This is a genomic window from Sphingomicrobium marinum (assembly GCF_026157105.1).
In the GTDB taxonomy this organism is placed as follows: domain Bacteria; phylum Pseudomonadota; class Alphaproteobacteria; order Sphingomonadales; family Sphingomonadaceae; genus Sphingomicrobium; species Sphingomicrobium marinum.
The window spans coordinates 241,700-259,767 of sequence record NZ_JANPVQ010000001.1 but is presented as its reverse complement, the minus strand read 5'-3'; the positions used below and the strand labels follow the sequence as shown (position 1 = coordinate 259,767).

General features: G+C 63.7%; 17 protein-coding genes and 1 tRNA gene. 14 read left to right on the top strand and 4 right to left on the bottom strand.

The features are described from left to right. The 4 genes from trpD to trpA are packed head-to-tail and all read left to right on the top strand — an operon-like array spanning position 1 to position 4,391. The gene (gene trpD, locus NUX07_RS01325) at positions 1-1,035 is read left to right on the top strand and encodes an anthranilate phosphoribosyltransferase (protein WP_265528211.1); all 1,035 of its coding nucleotides are present in this window, start codon (positions 1-3) and stop codon (positions 1,033-1,035) included. Then, on the top strand, positions 1,013-2,395 hold the full coding sequence (gene trpCF / locus NUX07_RS01320) for a bifunctional indole-3-glycerol-phosphate synthase TrpC/phosphoribosylanthranilate isomerase TrpF (RefSeq protein ID WP_265528210.1): 1,383 nt from the start codon (positions 1,013-1,015) through the stop codon (positions 2,393-2,395). The genes trpD and trpCF overlap by 23 nt, the downstream gene beginning before the upstream one ends. Continuing rightward, positions 2,395-3,609, top strand: coding sequence for a tryptophan synthase subunit beta (trpB, locus tag NUX07_RS01315; RefSeq protein WP_407696155.1), 1,215 nt, complete (start codon positions 2,395-2,397; stop codon positions 3,607-3,609). Before trpCF ends, trpB begins: the two co-directional genes overlap by 1 nt. Continuing rightward, on the top strand, positions 3,606-4,391 hold the full coding sequence (gene trpA, locus NUX07_RS01310) for a tryptophan synthase subunit alpha (RefSeq protein ID WP_265528207.1): 786 nt from the start codon (positions 3,606-3,608) through the stop codon (positions 4,389-4,391). The genes trpB and trpA overlap by 4 nt, the downstream gene beginning before the upstream one ends. 26 nt (positions 4,392-4,417) lie before the next feature. On the opposite strand, the gene NUX07_RS01305 is transcribed toward trpA, so the two are convergent. Further along, positions 4,418-4,492: transfer RNA gene (locus NUX07_RS01305), tRNA-Gly, on the bottom strand. 136 nt (positions 4,493-4,628) lie between these two features. On the opposite strand from NUX07_RS01305, the gene NUX07_RS01300 reads away from it, so the two are divergent. Then, positions 4,629-5,540, top strand: a complete 912-nt coding sequence (locus NUX07_RS01300; RefSeq protein WP_265528205.1) for a tetratricopeptide repeat protein — start codon at positions 4,629-4,631, stop codon at positions 5,538-5,540. Continuing rightward, positions 5,537-6,169 (top strand): LON peptidase substrate-binding domain-containing protein, encoded by a 633-nt coding sequence (locus NUX07_RS01295; RefSeq protein ID WP_407696136.1) that lies wholly within the window; start codon positions 5,537-5,539, stop codon positions 6,167-6,169. The genes NUX07_RS01300 and NUX07_RS01295 overlap by 4 nt, the downstream gene beginning before the upstream one ends. 3 nt (positions 6,170-6,172) lie before the next feature. On the opposite strand, the gene NUX07_RS01290 is transcribed toward NUX07_RS01295, so the two are convergent. Continuing rightward, positions 6,173-7,387 carry an FAD-dependent monooxygenase gene (locus tag NUX07_RS01290; protein WP_265528203.1) on the bottom strand — a complete coding sequence of 405 codons (1,215 nt, stop codon included), beginning with the start codon at positions 7,385-7,387 and terminating at the stop codon, positions 6,173-6,175. A gap of 93 nt (positions 7,388-7,480) precedes the next feature. On the opposite strand from NUX07_RS01290, the gene NUX07_RS01285 reads away from it, so the two are divergent. From NUX07_RS01285 to ribA, 4 genes are all read left to right on the top strand, one after another. Then, positions 7,481-9,763, top strand: a complete 2,283-nt coding sequence (locus NUX07_RS01285; RefSeq protein ID WP_265528202.1) for a DNA translocase FtsK — start codon at positions 7,481-7,483, stop codon at positions 9,761-9,763. Between the two features lie 97 nt (positions 9,764-9,860). Further along, a complete protein-coding gene (locus NUX07_RS01280) occupies positions 9,861-10,469 on the top strand; it encodes a LolA family protein (RefSeq protein WP_265528201.1) in 609 nt (202 codons plus the stop codon). A 242-nt stretch (positions 10,470-10,711) separates the two neighbouring features. Beyond that, on the top strand, positions 10,712-11,503 hold the full coding sequence (xth, locus tag NUX07_RS01275) for an exodeoxyribonuclease III (RefSeq protein WP_265528200.1): 792 nt from the start codon (positions 10,712-10,714) through the stop codon (positions 11,501-11,503). Then, entirely contained in the window at positions 11,500-12,507 is a 1,008-nt protein-coding gene (ribA, locus tag NUX07_RS01270; RefSeq protein WP_265528199.1) for a GTP cyclohydrolase II, read from the top strand. Before xth ends, ribA begins: the two co-directional genes overlap by 4 nt. Here the strand turns inward: ribA and NUX07_RS01265 are convergent. Then, positions 12,504-13,142 (bottom strand): YggS family pyridoxal phosphate-dependent enzyme, encoded by a 639-nt coding sequence (locus NUX07_RS01265; RefSeq protein WP_265528198.1) that lies wholly within the window; start codon positions 13,140-13,142, stop codon positions 12,504-12,506. The two genes, ribA and NUX07_RS01265, sit on opposite strands and share 4 nt — an antisense overlap. A 22-nt stretch (positions 13,143-13,164) precedes the next feature. Between NUX07_RS01265 and NUX07_RS01260 the strand changes: the two genes are divergently transcribed. Further along, a complete protein-coding gene (locus NUX07_RS01260) occupies positions 13,165-13,701 on the top strand; it encodes a thiamine phosphate synthase (protein ID WP_265528197.1) in 537 nt (178 codons plus the stop codon). On the opposite strand, the gene NUX07_RS01255 is transcribed toward NUX07_RS01260, so the two are convergent. Continuing rightward, positions 13,691-14,425, bottom strand: coding sequence for a hypothetical protein (locus NUX07_RS01255; protein ID WP_265528196.1), 735 nt, complete (start codon positions 14,423-14,425; stop codon positions 13,691-13,693). The genes NUX07_RS01260 and NUX07_RS01255 overlap by 11 nt on opposite strands. Before the next feature lie 197 nt (positions 14,426-14,622). Here NUX07_RS01255 and NUX07_RS01250 point away from each other — a divergent pair, with 197 nt between their 5' ends. The 3 genes from NUX07_RS01250 to lptE are packed head-to-tail and all read left to right on the top strand — an operon-like array spanning position 14,623 to position 18,055. Next, a complete protein-coding gene (locus NUX07_RS01250; RefSeq protein ID WP_265528195.1) occupies positions 14,623-15,063 on the top strand; it encodes a DUF3576 domain-containing protein in 441 nt (146 codons plus the stop codon). Continuing rightward, entirely contained in the window at positions 15,063-17,573 is a 2,511-nt protein-coding gene (gene leuS, locus NUX07_RS01245; protein WP_265528194.1) for a leucine--tRNA ligase, read from the top strand. The genes NUX07_RS01250 and leuS overlap by 1 nt, the downstream gene beginning before the upstream one ends. Next, a complete protein-coding gene (lptE, locus tag NUX07_RS01240) occupies positions 17,570-18,055 on the top strand; it encodes an LPS assembly lipoprotein LptE (RefSeq protein WP_265528193.1) in 486 nt (161 codons plus the stop codon). Before leuS ends, lptE begins: the two co-directional genes overlap by 4 nt. Positions 18,056-18,068: the final 13 nt, after the last annotated feature.

The following is an 18,068-nucleotide window of genomic DNA, read 5'->3' as shown; positions in this document are numbered from 1 at the left end:
ATGACCTTACCCCAAGATACGGGACCCGTTCCCAATCCCATGCCCAAGCTCCTGACCGGCGAGGATTTGCCGAGCGCGGACGCCGAACATTTGTTCGAGCGCCTCGTCTTGGGCCGTCTCGAGCCGGGCGAGATCGGCGGCATGCTGATCGCGCTGCGCATGAAGGGCGAGACGCCCGAGGAGATGATCGGCGCGGCGCGCGCGCTTTCGTCTGCCGCGACGCACTTCGATCGCCCCGACTATCTTTTCGCCGACTGCTGCGGGACGGGCGGGGACGGATCGAGCCTGATCAACGTGTCGACCGCCGCGGCCTTCGTTGCCGCGGCGTGCGGACTCCCCGTCGCCAAGCACGGCAACCGCTCAGTCAGTTCCAGATGCGGTAGCGCCGACGTGCTCGAAGCGATGGGCGCATCGATGGATGTAAGCCCCGAAGCGTCGCGCAAGATGCTCGACGAACTCGGCTTCTGCTTTCTCTACGCCCCCGCCTATCACCCTGGCATGAAACACGCCGCGCCGGTGCGCCGCCAGCTTGGCGTACGCACGGTGATGAACCTGCTCGGCCCGTGCGTGAACCCGGCGCATCCGCGTGTGCAGCTGCTGGGCGTCGCCGATCCTGCGATCATGCGCCGCATTGCCAAGGTACTCGAAGCGCAGGGCGTGGAAGAAGCGCTGGTGGTGCACGGATCGGGGCTCGATGAAATCGCGTTGCACGGCGACACGCGCGCCATTCGCCTCTCGAATGGGGAACTCAGCGAATTCACCATCGCGCCCGAAGATGCGGGTATCGAGCCTGCACCCCTCAAGGTGCTGACGGGCGGCGACGCGGTGGAGAACGCGAATCGCCTCGCCGAACTGTTCGCGGGTCGCGGCATCAAGGCGGAGCGCGATATCGTCGCGATCAATGCAGGCGGCTTGCTGTTTGCGGCGGGCAAGGCGGACACGCTCAAGGAGGCCACCGCGATGGCATTGGACGCGCTCGGATCGGGCGCGGCAGGCAAGGTAGCGTCGGACTATGTCGATGCCACCCGAAGCTGACGTCCTCGCCCGGATCGTGGCGCGCAAGCGCGGCGAAGTTGCGGCGCGCCTTGATGGACCGGTGAAAGCCGAGCCGACGACGCGCAGCCTCATCGCCGCGCTGCGCCAGCCCGGCGCGCGCTTCATCATGGAGGTGAAACCCAGGAGCCCGTCGGGCCATGTCGCGAAACATTCGCCCGAAAGCGCGATCAAGGCCTACGCGCCCGTCGCCGATGCAGTCAGCATTCTGACCGACGGCGAAGATTTTGGCGGGTCGCTCGAACTGCTGCGCGAACTACGCGCGCAGTTTGATGGGCCGATCCTCGCGAAGGACTTCATCGTCGACCCGGCGCAAGTGTCCGAAGCGCGCGCGCATGGCGCCGATGCCGTCTTGTGCATGCTCTCGGTGCTCGATGACGAGACCGCAGCAGACGTCCTCATGGAAGCGGCCCGGTTGGGCATGGACGTGCTGGTCGAAGTCCATGATGAAAACGAAATGGCGCGCGCGGCATCGCTTGGCGCCACGCTTATCGGTATCAACAATCGCGACCTCAAGACGCTGACGACCGACTTTGCCGTGACCGAACGGCTCGCGCCACTGGCGCCTTCCGGAGCCACGCTGATCAGCGAGAGCGGGATCAAGGGACGCGCCGACGTCAAACGACTCGGCCCGCTGGTCGATGGCTTCCTTGTCGGCAGCCATCTGATGGCGGCGAATGACATCGATCTTGCCGCACGCGAACTGGTGCACGGTGCCGTCAAGATCTGCGGTCTCACGCGCGAAGAAGACGTGCTGCACGCCGCAAAGGCGGGTGCGACCCACGCAGGGCTAATCCTCGTGCCCGGTACGCCGCGCGCGCTCGACGATCCGCCGGCACACCGACTGGCGAAGCTCGCTCGCGAAAGCGGATTGAAGCCTGTGGGAGTCTTCCGCGATGCACAGCCCGACGAAATCGCCGCGATAGCGCGCGCACTCAAGCTGGGCGCCGTCCAGCTCCATGATGGGAATACCGACATCGAAGCGCTCCGGGCGGTGCTAGATGAAGACGTCGAAATCTGGGCGCTGGCGGGCGTCGACGAAAATGGTGCTGACGGCGCGCGCAGCGCCGCGCACCGCACCTTGTTCGACACGGTCAGCGGTAGCCAGAGAGGGGGCACCGGATGCAGTTTCGACTGGAGCGCACTTGAAGGGCGCGACGACCTTTCAAACGCTTTCATCGCCGGTGGAATCACACCGCAAAATGCCGCCGACGCCGCAGCGATTGGCGCTTACGGAATAGATACGAGTTCGGGCGTCGAAGCGCGGCCGCGGGTCAAGGACCCGGCCAAGATCGACGCCTTGTTTGCCGCCTTGCGCGGCCCCGCACGGGAGCAAGTTTGATGAAGATGGATGGCCGGTTCGGCACCTATGGCGGCGCCTATGTCCCGGAGATACTGGTGCCCGCGCTCGAGCAGCTGGAAGCAGCCTATCTTGAGGCGATGGTCGATGACGCGTTCCAGTCGGAGCTCGATCATCTGCTGCGCACCTATGCCGGACGCCCGACCCCGCTGACGCGCTGCCGCAACATCGGATCGGACAGGGTACGGTTGTACCTCAAGCGCGAAGACCTGCTTCATGGCGGCGCGCACAAGACCAACCAGGTGATCGCGCAGGCCTTGCTTGCCAAGCGCATGGGAAAGAACCGGCTAATCGCCGAAACGGGTGCCGGCCAGCATGGCGTCGCTACCGCGATCGCCGGCGCGATGTTCGGCATGGAGACGCGCATCTACATGGGCAAGGACGATGTCGAACGTCAGCAGCTCAACGTGTTTCGCATGGAGCTGATGGGCGCCGAGGTTATCCCTGTGACATCGGGTGATTGCACCCTGAAGGACGCGGTCAACGAGGCGCTGCGCGAATGGACCGCGCGTTTTGCCGACACGCATTACCTGCTCGGCACCGTGGCGGGGCCGCACCCCTTCCCCAGCCTGGTTCGCGATTTCCAGGCGGTGATCGGCGAGGAAGCGCGCGGCCAGATGCTCGAGGCCGAGGGACGGCTGCCCGACAGCGTGATTGCCTGCGTCGGTGGTGGCTCCAACGCGATCGGCATCTTCCATGCGTTTCGCGATGATGAAGATGTCGCGCTGATCGGTTGCGAAGCGGCAGGCAAGGGGCTCGACACTCCGGATCACGGCGCCACACTCGGCAAGGGCCGCCGCGGCATCCTCCACGGCGCGGAAACGATGTTGCTGCAGGATGAAGACGGGCAGGTGAGCGATAGCTGGTCGATTTCGGCAGGCCTCGATTATCCCGCGGTCGGCCCTGAACACGCCTTCCTGCAGGACATCGGTCGGGCGACCTATGTCGGCGTCAAGGACGACGCGGCGCTCGCGGCGTTCCAGCTGCTGGCGCGCAAGGAAGGCATCATCTGCGCCTTCGAGACCGCGCACGCGGTTGCGCATGCTTTGAAGCAAATCGAAAAGGCCGAAGCGGCGGGTGAGGAGAAAATCCTGTTGGTCAATCTTTCCGGCCGCGGCGACAAGGACATGGCACGGGCGCAGGACCTGCTGGGGGCAGGTGCTGGCCGCGCCCAGGCGCAGGAGCTGCTCGCGTGAACAACCGCTACGATGCCATGTTCGCAAACGGTAGCGGCGTGCTCGGCACCTTCCTGACGCTCGGCGATCCCGACATCGCAACGTCGGAAAAAATGCTCGACGCGATGGTCGAGGGCGGCGCCGACATGATCGAGGTCGGCATCCCCTTTTCCGACCCCGTCGCCGACGGCCCTGTAATTCAGGCCGCGTCCAAGCGCGCGCTCGATGCCGGGGTGCGCACGCAGGATTGCATCGACATGCTCGCCCGCTTTCGCCGCCGTCACGCCGACGTACCGGTCGGCGTCCTTACCTATGCCAACATCGTCGCGGCGAGGGGCTTGAACGCATTCTGCGAAGAATTAGCAGCGGCTGGCGTCGACAGCTTGCTGGTCGCCGACGTCCCCAGCCTCGAGGCCGAACCTTACGCCGCCGCATGCAAGAAAGCGGGCATCGCGCCGATCTTCATTGCCGCGCCCAATACCGGCGATGCGGCGCTCGATCGGATCGCGTCGCTCGGCGAGGGCTATACCTATTGTGTGGCGCGCGCGGGCGTAACGGGGCAGCGCAGCGATATGGAGTTGCAGCACCACGACTTGTTCGAAAAGCTGGCTGCGCGTGACGCACCGCCGCCGATCCTCGGTTTTGGTATTTCGACGGCCGAACACGTCGCCGCAGGGCTGGCATCTGGCGCTGCAGGGGTGATCAGCGGCTCGGCAATCGTCGATGCCGCTGCCAACGCCGATGATCCGGTTGCTGCCGTGAAGAAGCAGGTCGCCGCGCTTAGGCGAGGTCTGCCGGATTAGCTGCAGTTCTTGAACTGAAGGAAGAATGGAGCGGGCGAGGCGATTCGAACGCCCGACCCTCACCTTGGCAAGGTGATGCTCTACCCCTGAGCTACGCCCGCTCACTTGGGCTACCGGATTCGCTGGTGCGCTTCCGGTGGGTGGCGGGCAGTTAGCAACGCCTTGCTCCCCATGCAACCCTTTTGATTTCGCTTTTGCCTTCCCATATGCCGGACACAGCAAATTCAGGAGAATGATGTGGCAACCGCAGGGCTGACCGAAGAACAGCAAACGGCCGTGAAGCGCTTCGAGACCGAGGTGATGAAGCCGTCGATGGACAAGCTTGTCATCGTCCAGTTCACGGCAAGCTGGTGCGGACCGTGCAAGCAATTGTCGCCCGTGCTCGAACAGGTCGCCGCCGATTATGCCGACAAGGGCGTAATGCTCGCCAAGGTCGATATCGACGAACAGAAGTTCATCGCACAGCAGTTCCGCATCCAATCGGTGCCTACCGTCTATTCGATCTACCAGGGCCAGCCAGTGGCCGACCTGACGCAATATCGCACCCCCGGCGCGATCAAGCAGGCGCTGGACCAGGTGTTGGCGCAGCTTCCGGTCAAGGGCGAAGGCGCCGACCAGGAAGAGCAGCTCAACCAGGCGATCGCGATGGGTGAGGATGCGCTCGACAACGGCGCGGTTGACGATGCGATGGCGATCTTCACGCAGCTCCAGCAGATCGCGCCCGATCATCCAAAGGTCATCGGCGGGCTGGCCCGAACCCATCTCGAAAAGGGTGACAAGGACGCCGCTGCCGCGCTGCTCGAGGGCGTGGACAGTGACGATCCCGCGATAAGCCGGGTCCGTGCAATGCTCGAAGTGACGGGCGCACCGACCGAAGCCGCCGAACCGGTCGACACGTCCGCATTGACGGCGCGCATCGAAAAAGACGCCGACGACCATGAAGCCCGCTTCGAGCTGGCGCAGGCGTTGATGGCATCGGGCGACCGCGATGGCGCGGCCGACCAGCTGCTGGAATCTATTCAGCGCGACCGCGAATGGAACGACGGGGCCGCCAAGACCAAGTTCCTGCAGCTCCTCGAGGCCGCTGGGCTGGAAGACGACTGGTCATCCAAACAGCGCCGGCGACTGTCGGCTGTTCTTTTCACATGATGGGGGCAGAGCCTGCGCGGATCCCGATCTTCCCGCTTGCCGGGGCGCTACTCTTTCCGCGCGCGCAACTGCCGCTCCACATTTTCGAACAGCGTTACCGCGACATGATCCGCGATGCGGTCGCGCGCTCAGGCGAGATCGGCATGATCCAGCCCGTACATGACGGTGAAAACGCGCCGCTCCACAAGGTTGGCTGCCTCGGCGCGATCGTCGGCATGGAAGAGTTGGAGGACGGTCGATTCAACATCATCCTGGAGGGCGTGAAGCGCTTTCGGTGGATCCGCGAAGCCGAGGTCGATACGCTCTACCGCCAGGCAGATGTCGATCTCGCCGCGTTCGATGATAGCGAGCCCGACGCGCTCAGCGCCGCGATGCGCAGCGAGGTCGAACGCGAAGCCCGCGCCTTCGGTGAAGCGCTGGAACTCGAAGTCGACTGGGACCAGGTGTCGCGGCTCGATGACGAGACGCTGGTCAATGCCATCGCGCAGGTTTCCCCCTTCGATATCGGCGCCAAGCAGGCGCTGCTCGAGGAAAAGACACTGGGCGGACGCGCCGAACTCGTGACCCAGCTAATGCATTTCCAGCGCATGGCGCCCGGCGGCGCGGCAGCCGACCAGACGCTGCAGTAAGCGCTAGATCGGCAGCCCGCGCAGCAATAGCGGCAAATCACCGCTGTTCCCGCGCGCTTCATCCATTAGCCGCTGTTTCAGCGGTCCAATGCGATCGATCAGGCTCATCCCGAAACGGCGGACTTTCGAGGCTGTCTTACCAGGAATGCCGTAAATTCTTGCCAGGCCGTCGGTGGCCATTGCGACCATCATCGTATCGACGCTGCGCCAGCGCTGATAGCGCTCCATCAGCTGGGCATCGCCGAGATCGAGGCCGAGCCGTGCGCCCTCGACCAGCACCTGCGCCAGCGCGGCGGCATCGCGGTAACCTAAGTTCACGCCCTGGCCCGCAATCGGGTGGATGCCGTGCGCGGCATCGCCGATCAGCGCGAGACGATTATCGGTAATACGCGCAGCATGGTGAAAACCGAGCGGATAGGTCGATCGCGGCGCGATCATCTTAATGTCGCCCAGCACATCGCCCATCGCAGCTTGCGCTTCGGCGGCGAATTCCTGGTCCGAAAGCGACAGGTAACCCGGCGCATCCTTGGCATGGACCGACCAGACAATCGCGCTGCGATGGCCATTCCGGTCATCGGTCATGGGAAGAAGCGCGAACGGCCCGGCAGGATAGAAAATCTCGTACGCAATATCGTTATGCGGCTTGCTGTGCTGGAGCGTGGAGACGATCGCGGCATGATTGTACCGCCAGTTGGCCGTGCGGATGCCGACCTGCTCGCGCATCGGCGAATTGCGTCCGTCGGCAGCGACCAGCAAGGCACCTTTCACGACATCTCCATTGTCGAGTATGACGGTCACGCCGAACTCATTGCGTTCGATACTGGCGGGCTTGGTGCCGTAGCGCAGGTCGATATGTTCGCCCGCTCGTGCGCGCGCCAGCAGTGCTGCGCGTAAATGGCGGTTTTCGTGCATCCAGCCGAGCGGTTCGCCCTCTTCCTGCGGATCGAAGGCCAACCCGCCGGGCAGCAGGCCGTCGGAGACCTGGATGACCCTGATCGGATTGCCGGGTTCGGGGAAATGATCGCTGATGCCGACGCAATCGAACATCCGCTTGGACGAGGAACTGAGCGCGCTCGTGCGTCCATCGAACTTCGCATTGAGGCGGCTTTCAGGGTCCGCCGGGTCGATGACGGTCGAGGTCAGGCCGGCGCTGTCGAGCGCTGCTGCAAGGGCCAATCCCACAAGGCCGCCACCAAGGATGATCACGCGCATTTCCATCCCGCCATTCCTAGCTTCAAACACCGCCTGCCGATACCCCGTTGACCGCGGAGTCCACCAGCGGGCATTCTGTCCGTATTCAAAGGGGAAGACATGGCGACCAAGGCTCAGGAAAAGTGGCAGGACAAGCTGGCCGATAGCACGCGGCGCATCAGCCGCCGGATCGGCGGTTTCGTCGTCGTCGCGCTCGGGCTGGGGCTGGCAATCGCGCTCGCCACGCACGATCGCAACGACCCTGACCTGTCGACGGCAGCCGCGGGGCCGCCCGCCAACTGGCTCGGTACGCCAGGCGCGATGGCGAGCGATATTTCGCTGACCCTGTTCGGCCTGACCGCAATCCTGATCGTTCCGATGCTGCTGGTGATCGGAACGCGGATGATCCGGCTGACGGAGCCAGGGCGCCCCGCCAAACAGTGGGGACTGGGCTTCCTGTCGCTGCTGATCCTCGGCACGGCGATCGGGCTGATGGCGCCCGATGCGGTGAGCGGCCTGCCCGGAGGGTGGGGCGGTGTCCTCGGCATGGCCGGGGCGCAAGGCTTTGACGGCCTGCTCGGCCTGATCGGCGACAGCGGCATCGAGGGGCCGGTGCGCCTGTCGCTGATGGCGGTTGGCCTGGTTGGCGGACTGGCACTTTTCATTCTCGCGCTCGGCATTCGCGATGACGATATCGACTGGATCGCACCGCTGTTCGAGCGCAAGCCCAAGCCCAAGGTCGCCGCGCCCAAGAAGCGCAAGCTGGGCGCGCGCAAGGAGGTCGCACCGCCGCGCCGCGAACCCAAGGTCGCCGAACCCAAGGGGCCGGTCGTGCGGGCAAAGAGCGCCAAGGCCGCGCCGCGCAAGCAGACGACACTGGCGCTTGGCGACAATTACGACCTACCCTCGCTCGACCTGCTGGCACCGGCCGAGGAAGGGCAGAACGACGAGATCGACAAGGCCGCGCTCGAACGCAACGCGCGGCTGCTTGAAAGCGTGCTCGAGGATTTCTCGGTGCGCGGCGATATCGTTGAGGTGAAGCCGGGGCCTGTCGTCACCATGTACGAGCTCGAACCCGCGAGCGGCATCAAGGCCAGCCGGATCATCCAGCTGGCCGATGATATCGCGCGCAACATGAGCGCACTGTCGGCGCGCGTCGCGACCATCCCCGGGCGCAGCGTCATCGGGATCGAACTGCCCAACCAGCAGCGCGACATGGTCATGCTGTCCGAGCTGATCGACAGCGAAGCGTTCGACAGCCAGTCGATGAGCCTGCCGATCATCCTGGGCAAGAATATCTCGGGCGAGCCGGTGATCGCGGACCTAGCGCCGATGCCGCACCTTCTCGTCGCCGGCACCACCGGCTCGGGCAAGTCGGTCGGCCTCAACGCCATGATCCTTTCGCTGCTCTACCGGATGAGCCCCGACGATTGCCGCATGATCATGATCGATCCCAAGATGCTCGAGCTAAGTATCTATGACGATATCCCGCACCTGCTTAGTCCCGTCGTGACCGAGCCCAGCAAGGCCATCCGCGCGCTCAAATGGGCGGTCGAGCAGATGGAAGAACGCTATCGCATGATGGCCAACCTGTCGGTCCGATCGATCGCCAACTTCAACAAGAAGATCAGCGAGGCCAAGGCCAAGGGCAAAACCTTGGAGCGCAAGGTGCAGACCGGTTACGATGCCGACACCGGCCAGCCGACCTACGAGATCGAGGAGCTGGAGTACGAGCCGCTGCCCAAGATTGTGGTGGTGGTCGACGAGCTTGCCGACCTCATGATGACCGCGGGCAAGGAGGTCGAATTCCTGATCCAGCGGCTGGCGCAAAAAGCGCGCGCCGCCGGCATCCACCTGATCATGGCTACGCAGCGGCCGTCGGTCGATGTGATCACCGGCGTGATCAAGGCAAACCTGCCCACCCGCATCAGCTTCCAGGTCACCAGCAAGATCGATTCGCGCACCATTCTGGGTGAGCAGGGCGCCGAACAGCTGCTCGGCAAGGGCGACATGCTCTACATGCCCGGCGGCAAGAAGATTATTCGCGTCCACGGTCCCTTCGTGTCCGACGACGAAGTCCGCCGCGTTGCCGATCATTGGCGCGCACAGGGGCATCCCGACTATATCCAGGCGGTCACCGAGGAGCCCGAAGATGGCGGCTATCTGTTCGACGGTCAGCCGGTCGGCGAAGACGACGCCGAGACGCAACAATTCCGCAAGGCGGTCCAGATTGTAGCGGAAAGCCAGAAGGCGTCGACCAGCTATCTCCAGCGCCAGATGCGCGTCGGCTACAACACCGCGGCGCGCTTGATCGAACGGATGGAGAAGGAGGGGCTGGTGTCGGGCCCCGATCATGTCGGGCGGCGCGAAGTCCTGATCGACCCGGACGGTAATCCGATTTAGCGCTCGTTTTACCTTAACCGCGCGGAACGCGGGAATTCACCACGCATTCAACCCCGGACTGCCAGTAAGGCACCGAACAAGCTTTTGAGGATTTGTGATGAAATTCACTACGTTTCTGGCCCCCGTGGCCGCAGTTGCCATGGTTGCCGCGCCCGCGCCTGCCGCGGTGCAGCAGGCCCCGACCATCGATCAGGTCGAACGCCATATCTCGGCGACCAGCACGATGACCGCCAATTTCACCCAGACCGACGGCAAGGGTCGCTCGATTTCGGGCACCCTTTCGATGAAGCGCCCGGGCAAGGTGCGCTTCGACTATGGCAAAAACGCCAACATGCTGATGGTGGGTGACGGCAAACGGCTCTACTTCCTCGATTACGAGGTGAAGCAGAAGTCGAGCTGGAAGATCTCCGAATCGCCGCTTGCTGCGCTGCTGGACGACAAGCCCGACCTGTCGCGCATTGCCCGCATCGTGCCGAGCGATGATCCGCGCGTCGTGATCGTTCGCGCCCGCGATTCGCGGCGTCCCGAATTCGGCACGTTGATCCTGGCGTTCACCAAACGCGCTTCGGCCCCGGGCGGTCTGCAGCTCGAGGGCTGGACCGCGATCGATGCGCAGAACAAGCGCACCGCCGTGCGGCTCGACAACCAGCGCTACAACGTGGGCGTTTCGGACAGCAAGTTCACCTTCGTCGACCCCGAAAAGTAGGGCTAAAGACTATAGTCTTTAAACGAAACTGTTCATGTTGGCGAAAGGCAGTTCGCGTTAGATAAGAAGTCGATAGCGGCAAGAGCCGGAGTTTCCCCCTGTTATCCGGACGTCGTTATCGCCTTGCGTGACGAACGCTAGGTGACCCTCGCTCCACGCCCCCGGAGCGGGGGTCTTCTTTTTGCGCGCGTTGCGCCTGTCGATAGCTTCGCTAAAAGGCCCGAAACCCAAGAGGATTCTTCGTGTCGACAATCAAGATTGCCAGTTGGAACATCAATTCGGTTCGCGCCCGTCCCCATATCGTCGAGAAGTTTCTGATCGAAACGGCGCCAGACATCTTGTGCCTGCAGGAAACCAAGGCGCACAACGATGTTTTCCCGCGCAAGATGTTCGAACAATGGGGCTATCCGCACCTCGCGCTCAACGGGCAGAAGATGCACCACGGGGTCGCGACCATCAGCAAGCTGCCGCTCGAGGAAGATCTGCGCCACGATTGGCAGGACAATGGCGAGGCGCGCCATGTCGGCGTGCGCGTGGCGGGCAAGTTCCGGCTTGAGAATGTCTATGTGCCCGCAGGCGGCGACATTCCCGACCGCGAACAGAATCCCAAGTTCGGGCAGAAGCTCGATTTCATCGACCGCATGACTGCGTGGAGCAAGGATTTGAAGGAACCGACATTGATCGTCGGCGATTTCAATATCGCGCCGCTGGAATGCGACGTGTGGAGCCATAAGCAACTCCTCAAGGTGGTCAGCCATACGCCGATCGAGGTCGAAACGCTCAGGCGCTTTCAGAAAAGCCATGACTGGGTGGATCTCGGCCGCAAATTCATTCCCGCGCCAGAGCGCTGCTTCACTTGGTGGAGTTATCGCAATCGCGACCACACGGTGAACGATCGCGGCCGCCGGCTCGATCATATGTGGGCCAGCCCCAACCTTGCCGACCATGTGGTCGCGCACGACGTCCTGGAACCGGCGCGCAGTTGGGAAAAGCCGTCCGACCACGTCCCGCTAACGGTGGACATCGAGATTTGACCGATGCGCCCGTCCGCGATGCCGTGAAGGCGTTGCAGCGCGGGCTTCCCGTGCGCATCGAGGGCGGTCCGACCATCCTCGCGCTCGAAACGGGAAAGCCGAGCAAAGCGGGCGTCCTCATCCTTAGCGGGGCGCGGGCCGCAGCGCTTGGGCTCGGCAACCGGCGCGAAGCCTGCGGCGGTACGCCGGTCCGGGTCAGCGCCGATTGGCTCGATGTCGAGGCCGCGCGCTCGCTGGTCGATCCGGCGGGTGACTTTTCGCGCGGGCCGCTCGGCCCGTTGCAGACCGCGTCTTGCGAGGAAGGTGACGCTGAAGCGGTCAAGCTGCTGTCGCTGGCCGGGTTGCTGCCTGCCGCGTGGCTGGTCGATGCCAGCAACGCAGAAACGGTATCTTCCCACGACATTGAAAGTGCGCAGCGCAGCGTCGACCTTGTCGCGCGGGCCAACCTGCCGCTCGAAGGTCTTCCCGAAACACAGATGGCCATCTTCCGCGATGGCGCCAATGGCGAAGAACATGCTGCGCTGATCGTCGGGGCGTTCGGGGGCAAACCGCCGCTCGTCCGGCTGCATTCGGAGTGCCTGACGGGCGATGTCTTTGGCAGCCTCAAGTGCGATTGCGGTCCGCAGTTGAAGCAGGCGCTCAAGCTTCTCGGGCAAGAGGGTGGGGGCATCCTGCTCTATTTGCGCCAGGAAGGGCGCGGGATCGGGCTGGCGAACAAGCTGCGCGCCTATGCGCTGCAGGATCGCGGGCTCGATACGGTCGATGCCAATGCGCGTCTGGGGTTTGCCGACGACGAGCGCGATTATGGCGCCGCAGCCGCCATCCTGAAAGCGCTAGGGGCGCATCAGGTGCGCCTGCTCACCAACAATCCGGCCAAGGTCGAAGGGCTGGAAGCCGAGGGCGTATCGGTGGTCAAACGCGTGCGCCACCAGATGCCGCCCAATCCGCACAACGCGCACTATCTCAGCGTAAAGAAAGCGCGTTCAGGCCATATCGACGATTAGTCGCGGGCGCCGAATAGTGCCGTTCCAATGCGCACGGCGGTTGCGCCCAGCATCACAGCCTCTTCGTAATCGCTCGACATGCCCATCGAAAGACCGTCAATCCCGTGCCGCCGCGCCAGTTCGGCGGTTAGCGCGAAGAAGGGCGACGCCTCGACGCCTTGCGGCGGCATCGCCATCAGGCCGGCGACCGGGATGCCCGCATCTTTGACCTTGGCATGGAAGTCCTCGAGCTGCTTGATCGGCAGGCCGCCTTTTTGATCTTCCTCGCCAATATCGATCTGGATGTAGCAAGCGGGCTTCGTTTCCAGCTTGGCCAATTCCTTGAGCAACGACGTGCGGTCGAGCGAATGGATCACGTCGAAAATCTCGGCGGCGTCCGCTGCCTTGTTGGACTGCAGCTGTCCCACCATGTGCAGCCGCACGTCCGGATACTCGGCCTTGAGCGCATGCCATTTGTCTTGCGCTTCCTGCACGCGATTTTCCCCGAAGTCGCGGTGCCCCGCTTCGAGCAGCGGGCGGATCGCGTCCGCATCGTGCCGCTTGGAGACCGCAATCAACGTCACATCTTCCGGCTTGCGGCCAGCGCGTTTCGCGGCGCGTGCGATATTCTCTTTTACCTGGTCGAGCTCTTTCATGGCCTGCGCTATAGGAAGCGCGATGCTTCCCCGCCAGACCCTCTTCACCGACGAGCGGATCGGCGACGCATTGCTGCCCGCGATCGAGCGATTGCCCGCGGGAAGCGGCGTCGTATTCCGGCACAAACGCCTTGCAGCGGAAGAACGCGCCACGCTGGCACGCAAGGTCGCTGGAATCTGTACGCGGCGGGCCTTGATCCTGTCGGTGAGCGAGGACGTGGCTTTGGCGCGATCGGTGGGCGCCGCCTACATCCATAAACCGACGAGCGATCCTGACGGCATGCGCTTTACGCTGCCCGTACATAACCAAGATGAAGCCGCACAGGCGCGGCGAAGCGGCGCAGCAATCGTTTATGTTTCACCTGTTTTCCCGTCGAACTCGCATCCTGGTGGCCAGGCGCTGGGGATCGAGGCAGCACATGACCTTGCCCGGATCAGCGGCTGCCCTGCCATCGCGCTAGGCGGCATGGACCAAGCGCGATTCGAAGCGTTCGGCAGAGACTTGTTTGTAGGGTGGGCCGGAATCGACGCGCTACTGCGCGGCGCGCCTAGAACTTGAAGGCCGTTCCGACGTAGACCGCCTGGCTGTCGCGGCGATTGTCCTGCTGGCCCGGATCGTCGATGCGATCTTGGTCGATGCGATAGCGAACGCCGCCAGTCACCGCGAGGCGATCGGTGATCTTCACTTCGCCGCCGACGTCGAGCGAATAGGTCTCGGACGGGCGCAGCGCAGGAGCGACACGGTTCATGTCACGATCCGCGGCAACCGATACACGGCCGGTGAAGCGCTTGAGATTATAGCTGACGCCGACAAGTGCGCTTTCGCGATCGGCGATCCGCGGATCATCCGAGTCGCGTTTGGCGACATCGCTCGATACCGCAAAATCTTTCCAGCCCACAGCGACGCCGAGATTGTAGCTGGTCGGGTTGAGGCTCGGGGCCGCCGAAGACTTGGTCACGCTTTCGGCAGCGCGATTGCCCGTTCGCGCCGCATTTTCGCTGGTGCGCACGGCAACACGAAGTTGCGACGGGCGATCCTTGGCGGCGGCAGGCGTAAAACGGAAGCCGCGCGCATCGGGCCCGCGCGAGGCGAAAGCCGCGGCGAGACGCGGATCGGCACCGGCCGGCGTGAAGCTGCGTTCATAACTGACCGATACGGGGCGTTCGCGCTCTTTGCTTTGCTGGGCAGTGGCGGGAAGCGATACGAGCGCGGCAAGGGCACAAAGCGAGGCCGTGGCGGCAAGACCGCGGGCTTTCCAGGCTTTGTCAGGTCCCTGTTTCACGACTCGTACATACTCCTCGACCCCACCTATATAAGCCCTGAACGCACAAGAATCCACGTGGCTCCACGATTCCTTGGCCCCCTGTGGCGGACTCGTCACACGATGGGACAACACGCCGGTGCGACTTGCCGACTTGGCAGGAGCGATTTGGCCGTCTAACCCTCTAGGCGAAACCAGTTTTCCTAAAGAGAGATTCTATGCGCCCGACCCTTGCACGTACCGCCCTGTTGATTGCCGTTTCCGGCCTGACGCTTGGCGCCTGCCAGTCGAACAATGTCGCACCTGTCGGGATGGCACCGGCGGTGACCAACCAGATCGGCGTGAACACCTACCTGTGGCGCGCCGCGATCGACACGGTTTCGTTCGCCCCGCTGCTGACCGCGGATTCGGCGGGCGGCGTGATCGTCACCGATTGGTACAGCTCGCCCAACGCACCGGGTGAACGCGTCAAGCTTACCGTGTCGATCCTCGATGCGCAGCTTCGTGCCGACGCCGTGCGCGTCAATGCGGTGCGCGAAGTCAACCAGGCCGGCAGCTGGGTCAGTGCGCCGGTGAGCGCTGCCACTGTGCAGAAGCTCGAAGACATCATCCTGGTGCGCGCACGCGACATCCGCCGCGCGACCGTCGCCCCCAGCTAATGCGTTTCGATCCGGGAAAAGCCGATCGGCATTGGCAGCAGCGCTGGGACGAGGCGCGGCTGTTCGAGGCGGATTCCGATAGCGACAAGCCCAAGGCCTATGTGCTCGAGATGTTTCCCTATCCATCGGGGCGCATTCATATGGGCCATGTGCGCAATTACACGATGGGCGATGTCCTCGCGCGGTATCGCCGCATGACCGGCTGCGAAGTGCTCCACCCGATGGGATGGGACGCGTTCGGCATGCCGGCGGAAAATGCCGCGATGGAGCGTAAGGTGCATCCGGGCGAATGGACGTGGGAAAATATCCGCACCATGCGCGAGCAGTTGAAGGGCATCGGTTTTGCCTTCGACTGGAGCCGCGAACTCGCGACCTGCAATCCTGATTATTACGGGCACGAGCAAGCGATCTTCCTCGACCTGCTCGACGCCGGACTGGTCTTCCGAAAGGAGAGCGAGGTCAATTGGGATCCGGTCGACATGACCGTGCTGGCGAACGAACAGGTGATCGACGGAAAGGGCTGGCGCTCGGGCGCCGAGGTCGAGCGCAAGAAACTGAGCCAGTGGTTCCTCAAGATTACGCAATTCGCCGACGAGTTGCTGGAAGGCTTGGATAGCCTCGACAAATGGCCAGACAAGGTGCGGCTGATGCAGGAGAACTGGATCGGCAAGAGCGTCGGTTTGCAGTTCAGGTTCGCGCTGGCCGACGCCGTCGGCGACCAGACCGATGTCGAGGTCTTCACCACGCGCCCTGATACAATCTTTGGGTCCAGTTTCATCGCCGTGGCGGCCGATCACCCGCTGGCACAGGCGGTGGCAGCGGACGATGCCGACGCGCAGGCCTTCATCGACAAGTGCAAGGCGGGTGGTACCAGCGCAGCCGACATCGAGACTGCCGAAAAGCAGGGCTACGACACCGGGCTCAAGGCCGTGCACCCGTTCGATCCAGACTGGCACCTTCCCGTCTACATCGCGAACTTCGTGCTGATGGATTACGGCACCGGCGCGGTGTTCGGTGTGCCCGGCCACGACCAGCGTGATTTTGAATTTGCGACCAAATACGACCTGCCGAGCAAGCGCGTGGTAGCCCGCTTGCTCGAGGAGGCGGATGCGCCGATTGGGAAAGAGGCGGACACCGAAGCAGGCGTGGCAGTCAATTCGCGCTTTCTCGACGGCATGGACACCGAAGCCGCCAAGGCCGAGGTCATCAAGCGCGCCGAGGCCGGTAAATGGGGCGAGGGGCAGACCGTGTTCCGCCTGCGTGACTGGGGCGTCAGCCGCCAGCGTTACTGGGGCACGCCGATCCCGATCATACATTGCGATGCTTGTGGCGCCGTGCCCGTGCCGCGCGATCAACTGCCGATCATACTCCCCGATGACGTAAGCTTCGACATTCCTGGCAACCCGCTCGACCGCCACCCGACGTGGGGGAAAGTCGATTGCCCCGAATGCGGTTCGCCTGCGCGGCGCGAAACCGATACGCTCGACACCTTCGTTGATTCGAGCTGGTACTTCATCCGCTTTGCCAGCCAGCCCAAGGATAAGCCATTCGACAAGGCCGAGGCCGAAAAATGGCTGCCCGTCGGCCAGTATATCGGCGGGGTCGAACACGCGATCCTGCACCTGCTCTACGCCCGCTTCATCACCCGCGCGCTGCAGTATATCGGCAAGGTCGACATCGCCGAACCCTTTGCCGGCCTGTTCACGCAGGGCATGGTGACGCACGAGACATACCAGGCGGCTGACGGCAGCTGGCTGTCGCCGGGCGAAGTCACCCGATCGGGTGATGACTGGACACGCGTGGACAACGGCGAACGGGTTACCCCCGGCCGCGTCGAGAAGATGTCCAAGTCGAAGAAGAACACGGTCGATCCCACCCCGATCCTTGACAAATACGGGGCCGATGCGGTGCGCTGGTTCATGCTGTCCGACAGCCCGCCCGAACGCGATCTCGAATGGTCCGAAGGCGGCATTGAGGGCGCGGGGCGTTTCGTCCAGCGCGTCTGGCGGCTTGCTCACGCAGAAAAAGGCAAGGGCGAGGACAAGTCGGTGCTCCAGAAGATGCACCGCACCATCGCGGCCGTCACCGAAGCGATCGAAGGGCTGCAATTCAACAAGGCCGTCGCGGCGGTCTACGAGTTGGTGAATACGCTCGAAAAGGCCGATGGCTCGGCGAGCCGCGACGAAGCGATCGACACGCTGATCAAGCTCATCGCCCCGATGGCCCCGCATCTTGCCGAAGAGGCAGCAGCAGCGCGCGGCGGTGAGGGGTTCATCGCCGACGCGGCATGGCCCACGCACGACCCCACGATGCTCGTCGACGACGAGGTGACGATGGTGGTGCAGGTGAACGGCAAGCTGCGCGATAAGATCCAGGTCGCGCGCGGCCTGCCCAAGGACGAAGCCGAGGCAATGGCGCTGGCGCTCGACAAGATCCAGTCGCAGCTCGACGGCAATCCGCCCCGCAAGGTGATTGTCGTGCCCGACAGGTTGGTGAACATCGTCGCATGAAGTGGCTGATGCTCTCTCTTGCCCTGATGCTGGCGGCCTGCGGGCTCCGACCGCTCTACGGGACGAGTGATGGTGCGGTCAGCCGCGCCGAGCTATCGCGCATCGTGTTATCGACGATCGACGAACGTTCGGGCTGGCTACTGCGCAACGCGCTGGTCGACAGGCTTGGAAGCAGCGAGGAAGCGCCGCTTTACCGCCTCGATATCGTGATCGACGATGACATCACGCGCTTCGGCATTCGCGGCGATGCCGCCGCGACCCGCGAACGGCGCACGTTGCGCGCCCGCTACCAGCTGGTCGACCTGTCGAGCGGTGAAACGGTGCTCGATGCGACCGCGGGCTTCGATGCAGGTATCGACATTACCAGTTCCGAATACGCGACCGTCGCTGCCGAACAGACGGCGTCCGAGCGCCTGGCGCAGGAAGTCGCGGACGACATGGTCGCGCGGATCGCGCTCTACCTCAGCCGGTCGGGCCAGTGATTGCCGACAAACG

Excerpts from the sequence above, each read along its gene's own strand:
- trpD (WP_265528211.1), top strand. The coding sequence starts at position 1 with ATGACCTTACCCCAAGATACGGGACCCGTTCCCAATCCCATGCCCAAG.
- trpCF (WP_265528210.1), top strand. The coding sequence starts at position 1,013 with ATGTCGATGCCACCCGAAGCTGACGTCCTCGCCCGGATCGTGGCGCGC.
- trpB (WP_407696155.1), top strand. The coding sequence starts at position 2,395 with ATGAAGATGGATGGCCGGTTCGGCACCTATGGCGGCGCCTATGTCCCG.
- NUX07_RS01295 (WP_407696136.1), top strand. The coding sequence starts at position 5,537 with ATGATGGGGGCAGAGCCTGCGCGGATCCCGATCTTCCCGCTTGCCGGG.
- NUX07_RS01290 (WP_265528203.1), bottom strand. The coding sequence starts at position 7,387 with ATGGAAATGCGCGTGATCATCCTTGGTGGCGGCCTTGTGGGATTGGCC.
- NUX07_RS01285 (WP_265528202.1), top strand. The coding sequence starts at position 7,481 with ATGGCGACCAAGGCTCAGGAAAAGTGGCAGGACAAGCTGGCCGATAGC.
- NUX07_RS01280 (WP_265528201.1), top strand. The coding sequence starts at position 9,861 with ATGAAATTCACTACGTTTCTGGCCCCCGTGGCCGCAGTTGCCATGGTT.
- NUX07_RS01265 (WP_265528198.1), bottom strand. The coding sequence starts at position 13,142 with ATGAAAGAGCTCGACCAGGTAAAAGAGAATATCGCACGCGCCGCGAAA.
- NUX07_RS01260 (WP_265528197.1), top strand. The coding sequence starts at position 13,165 with ATGCTTCCCCGCCAGACCCTCTTCACCGACGAGCGGATCGGCGACGCA.
- NUX07_RS01250 (WP_265528195.1), top strand. The coding sequence starts at position 14,623 with ATGCGCCCGACCCTTGCACGTACCGCCCTGTTGATTGCCGTTTCCGGC.
- leuS (WP_265528194.1), top strand. The coding sequence starts at position 15,063 with ATGCGTTTCGATCCGGGAAAAGCCGATCGGCATTGGCAGCAGCGCTGG.
- lptE (WP_265528193.1), top strand. The coding sequence starts at position 17,570 with ATGAAGTGGCTGATGCTCTCTCTTGCCCTGATGCTGGCGGCCTGCGGG.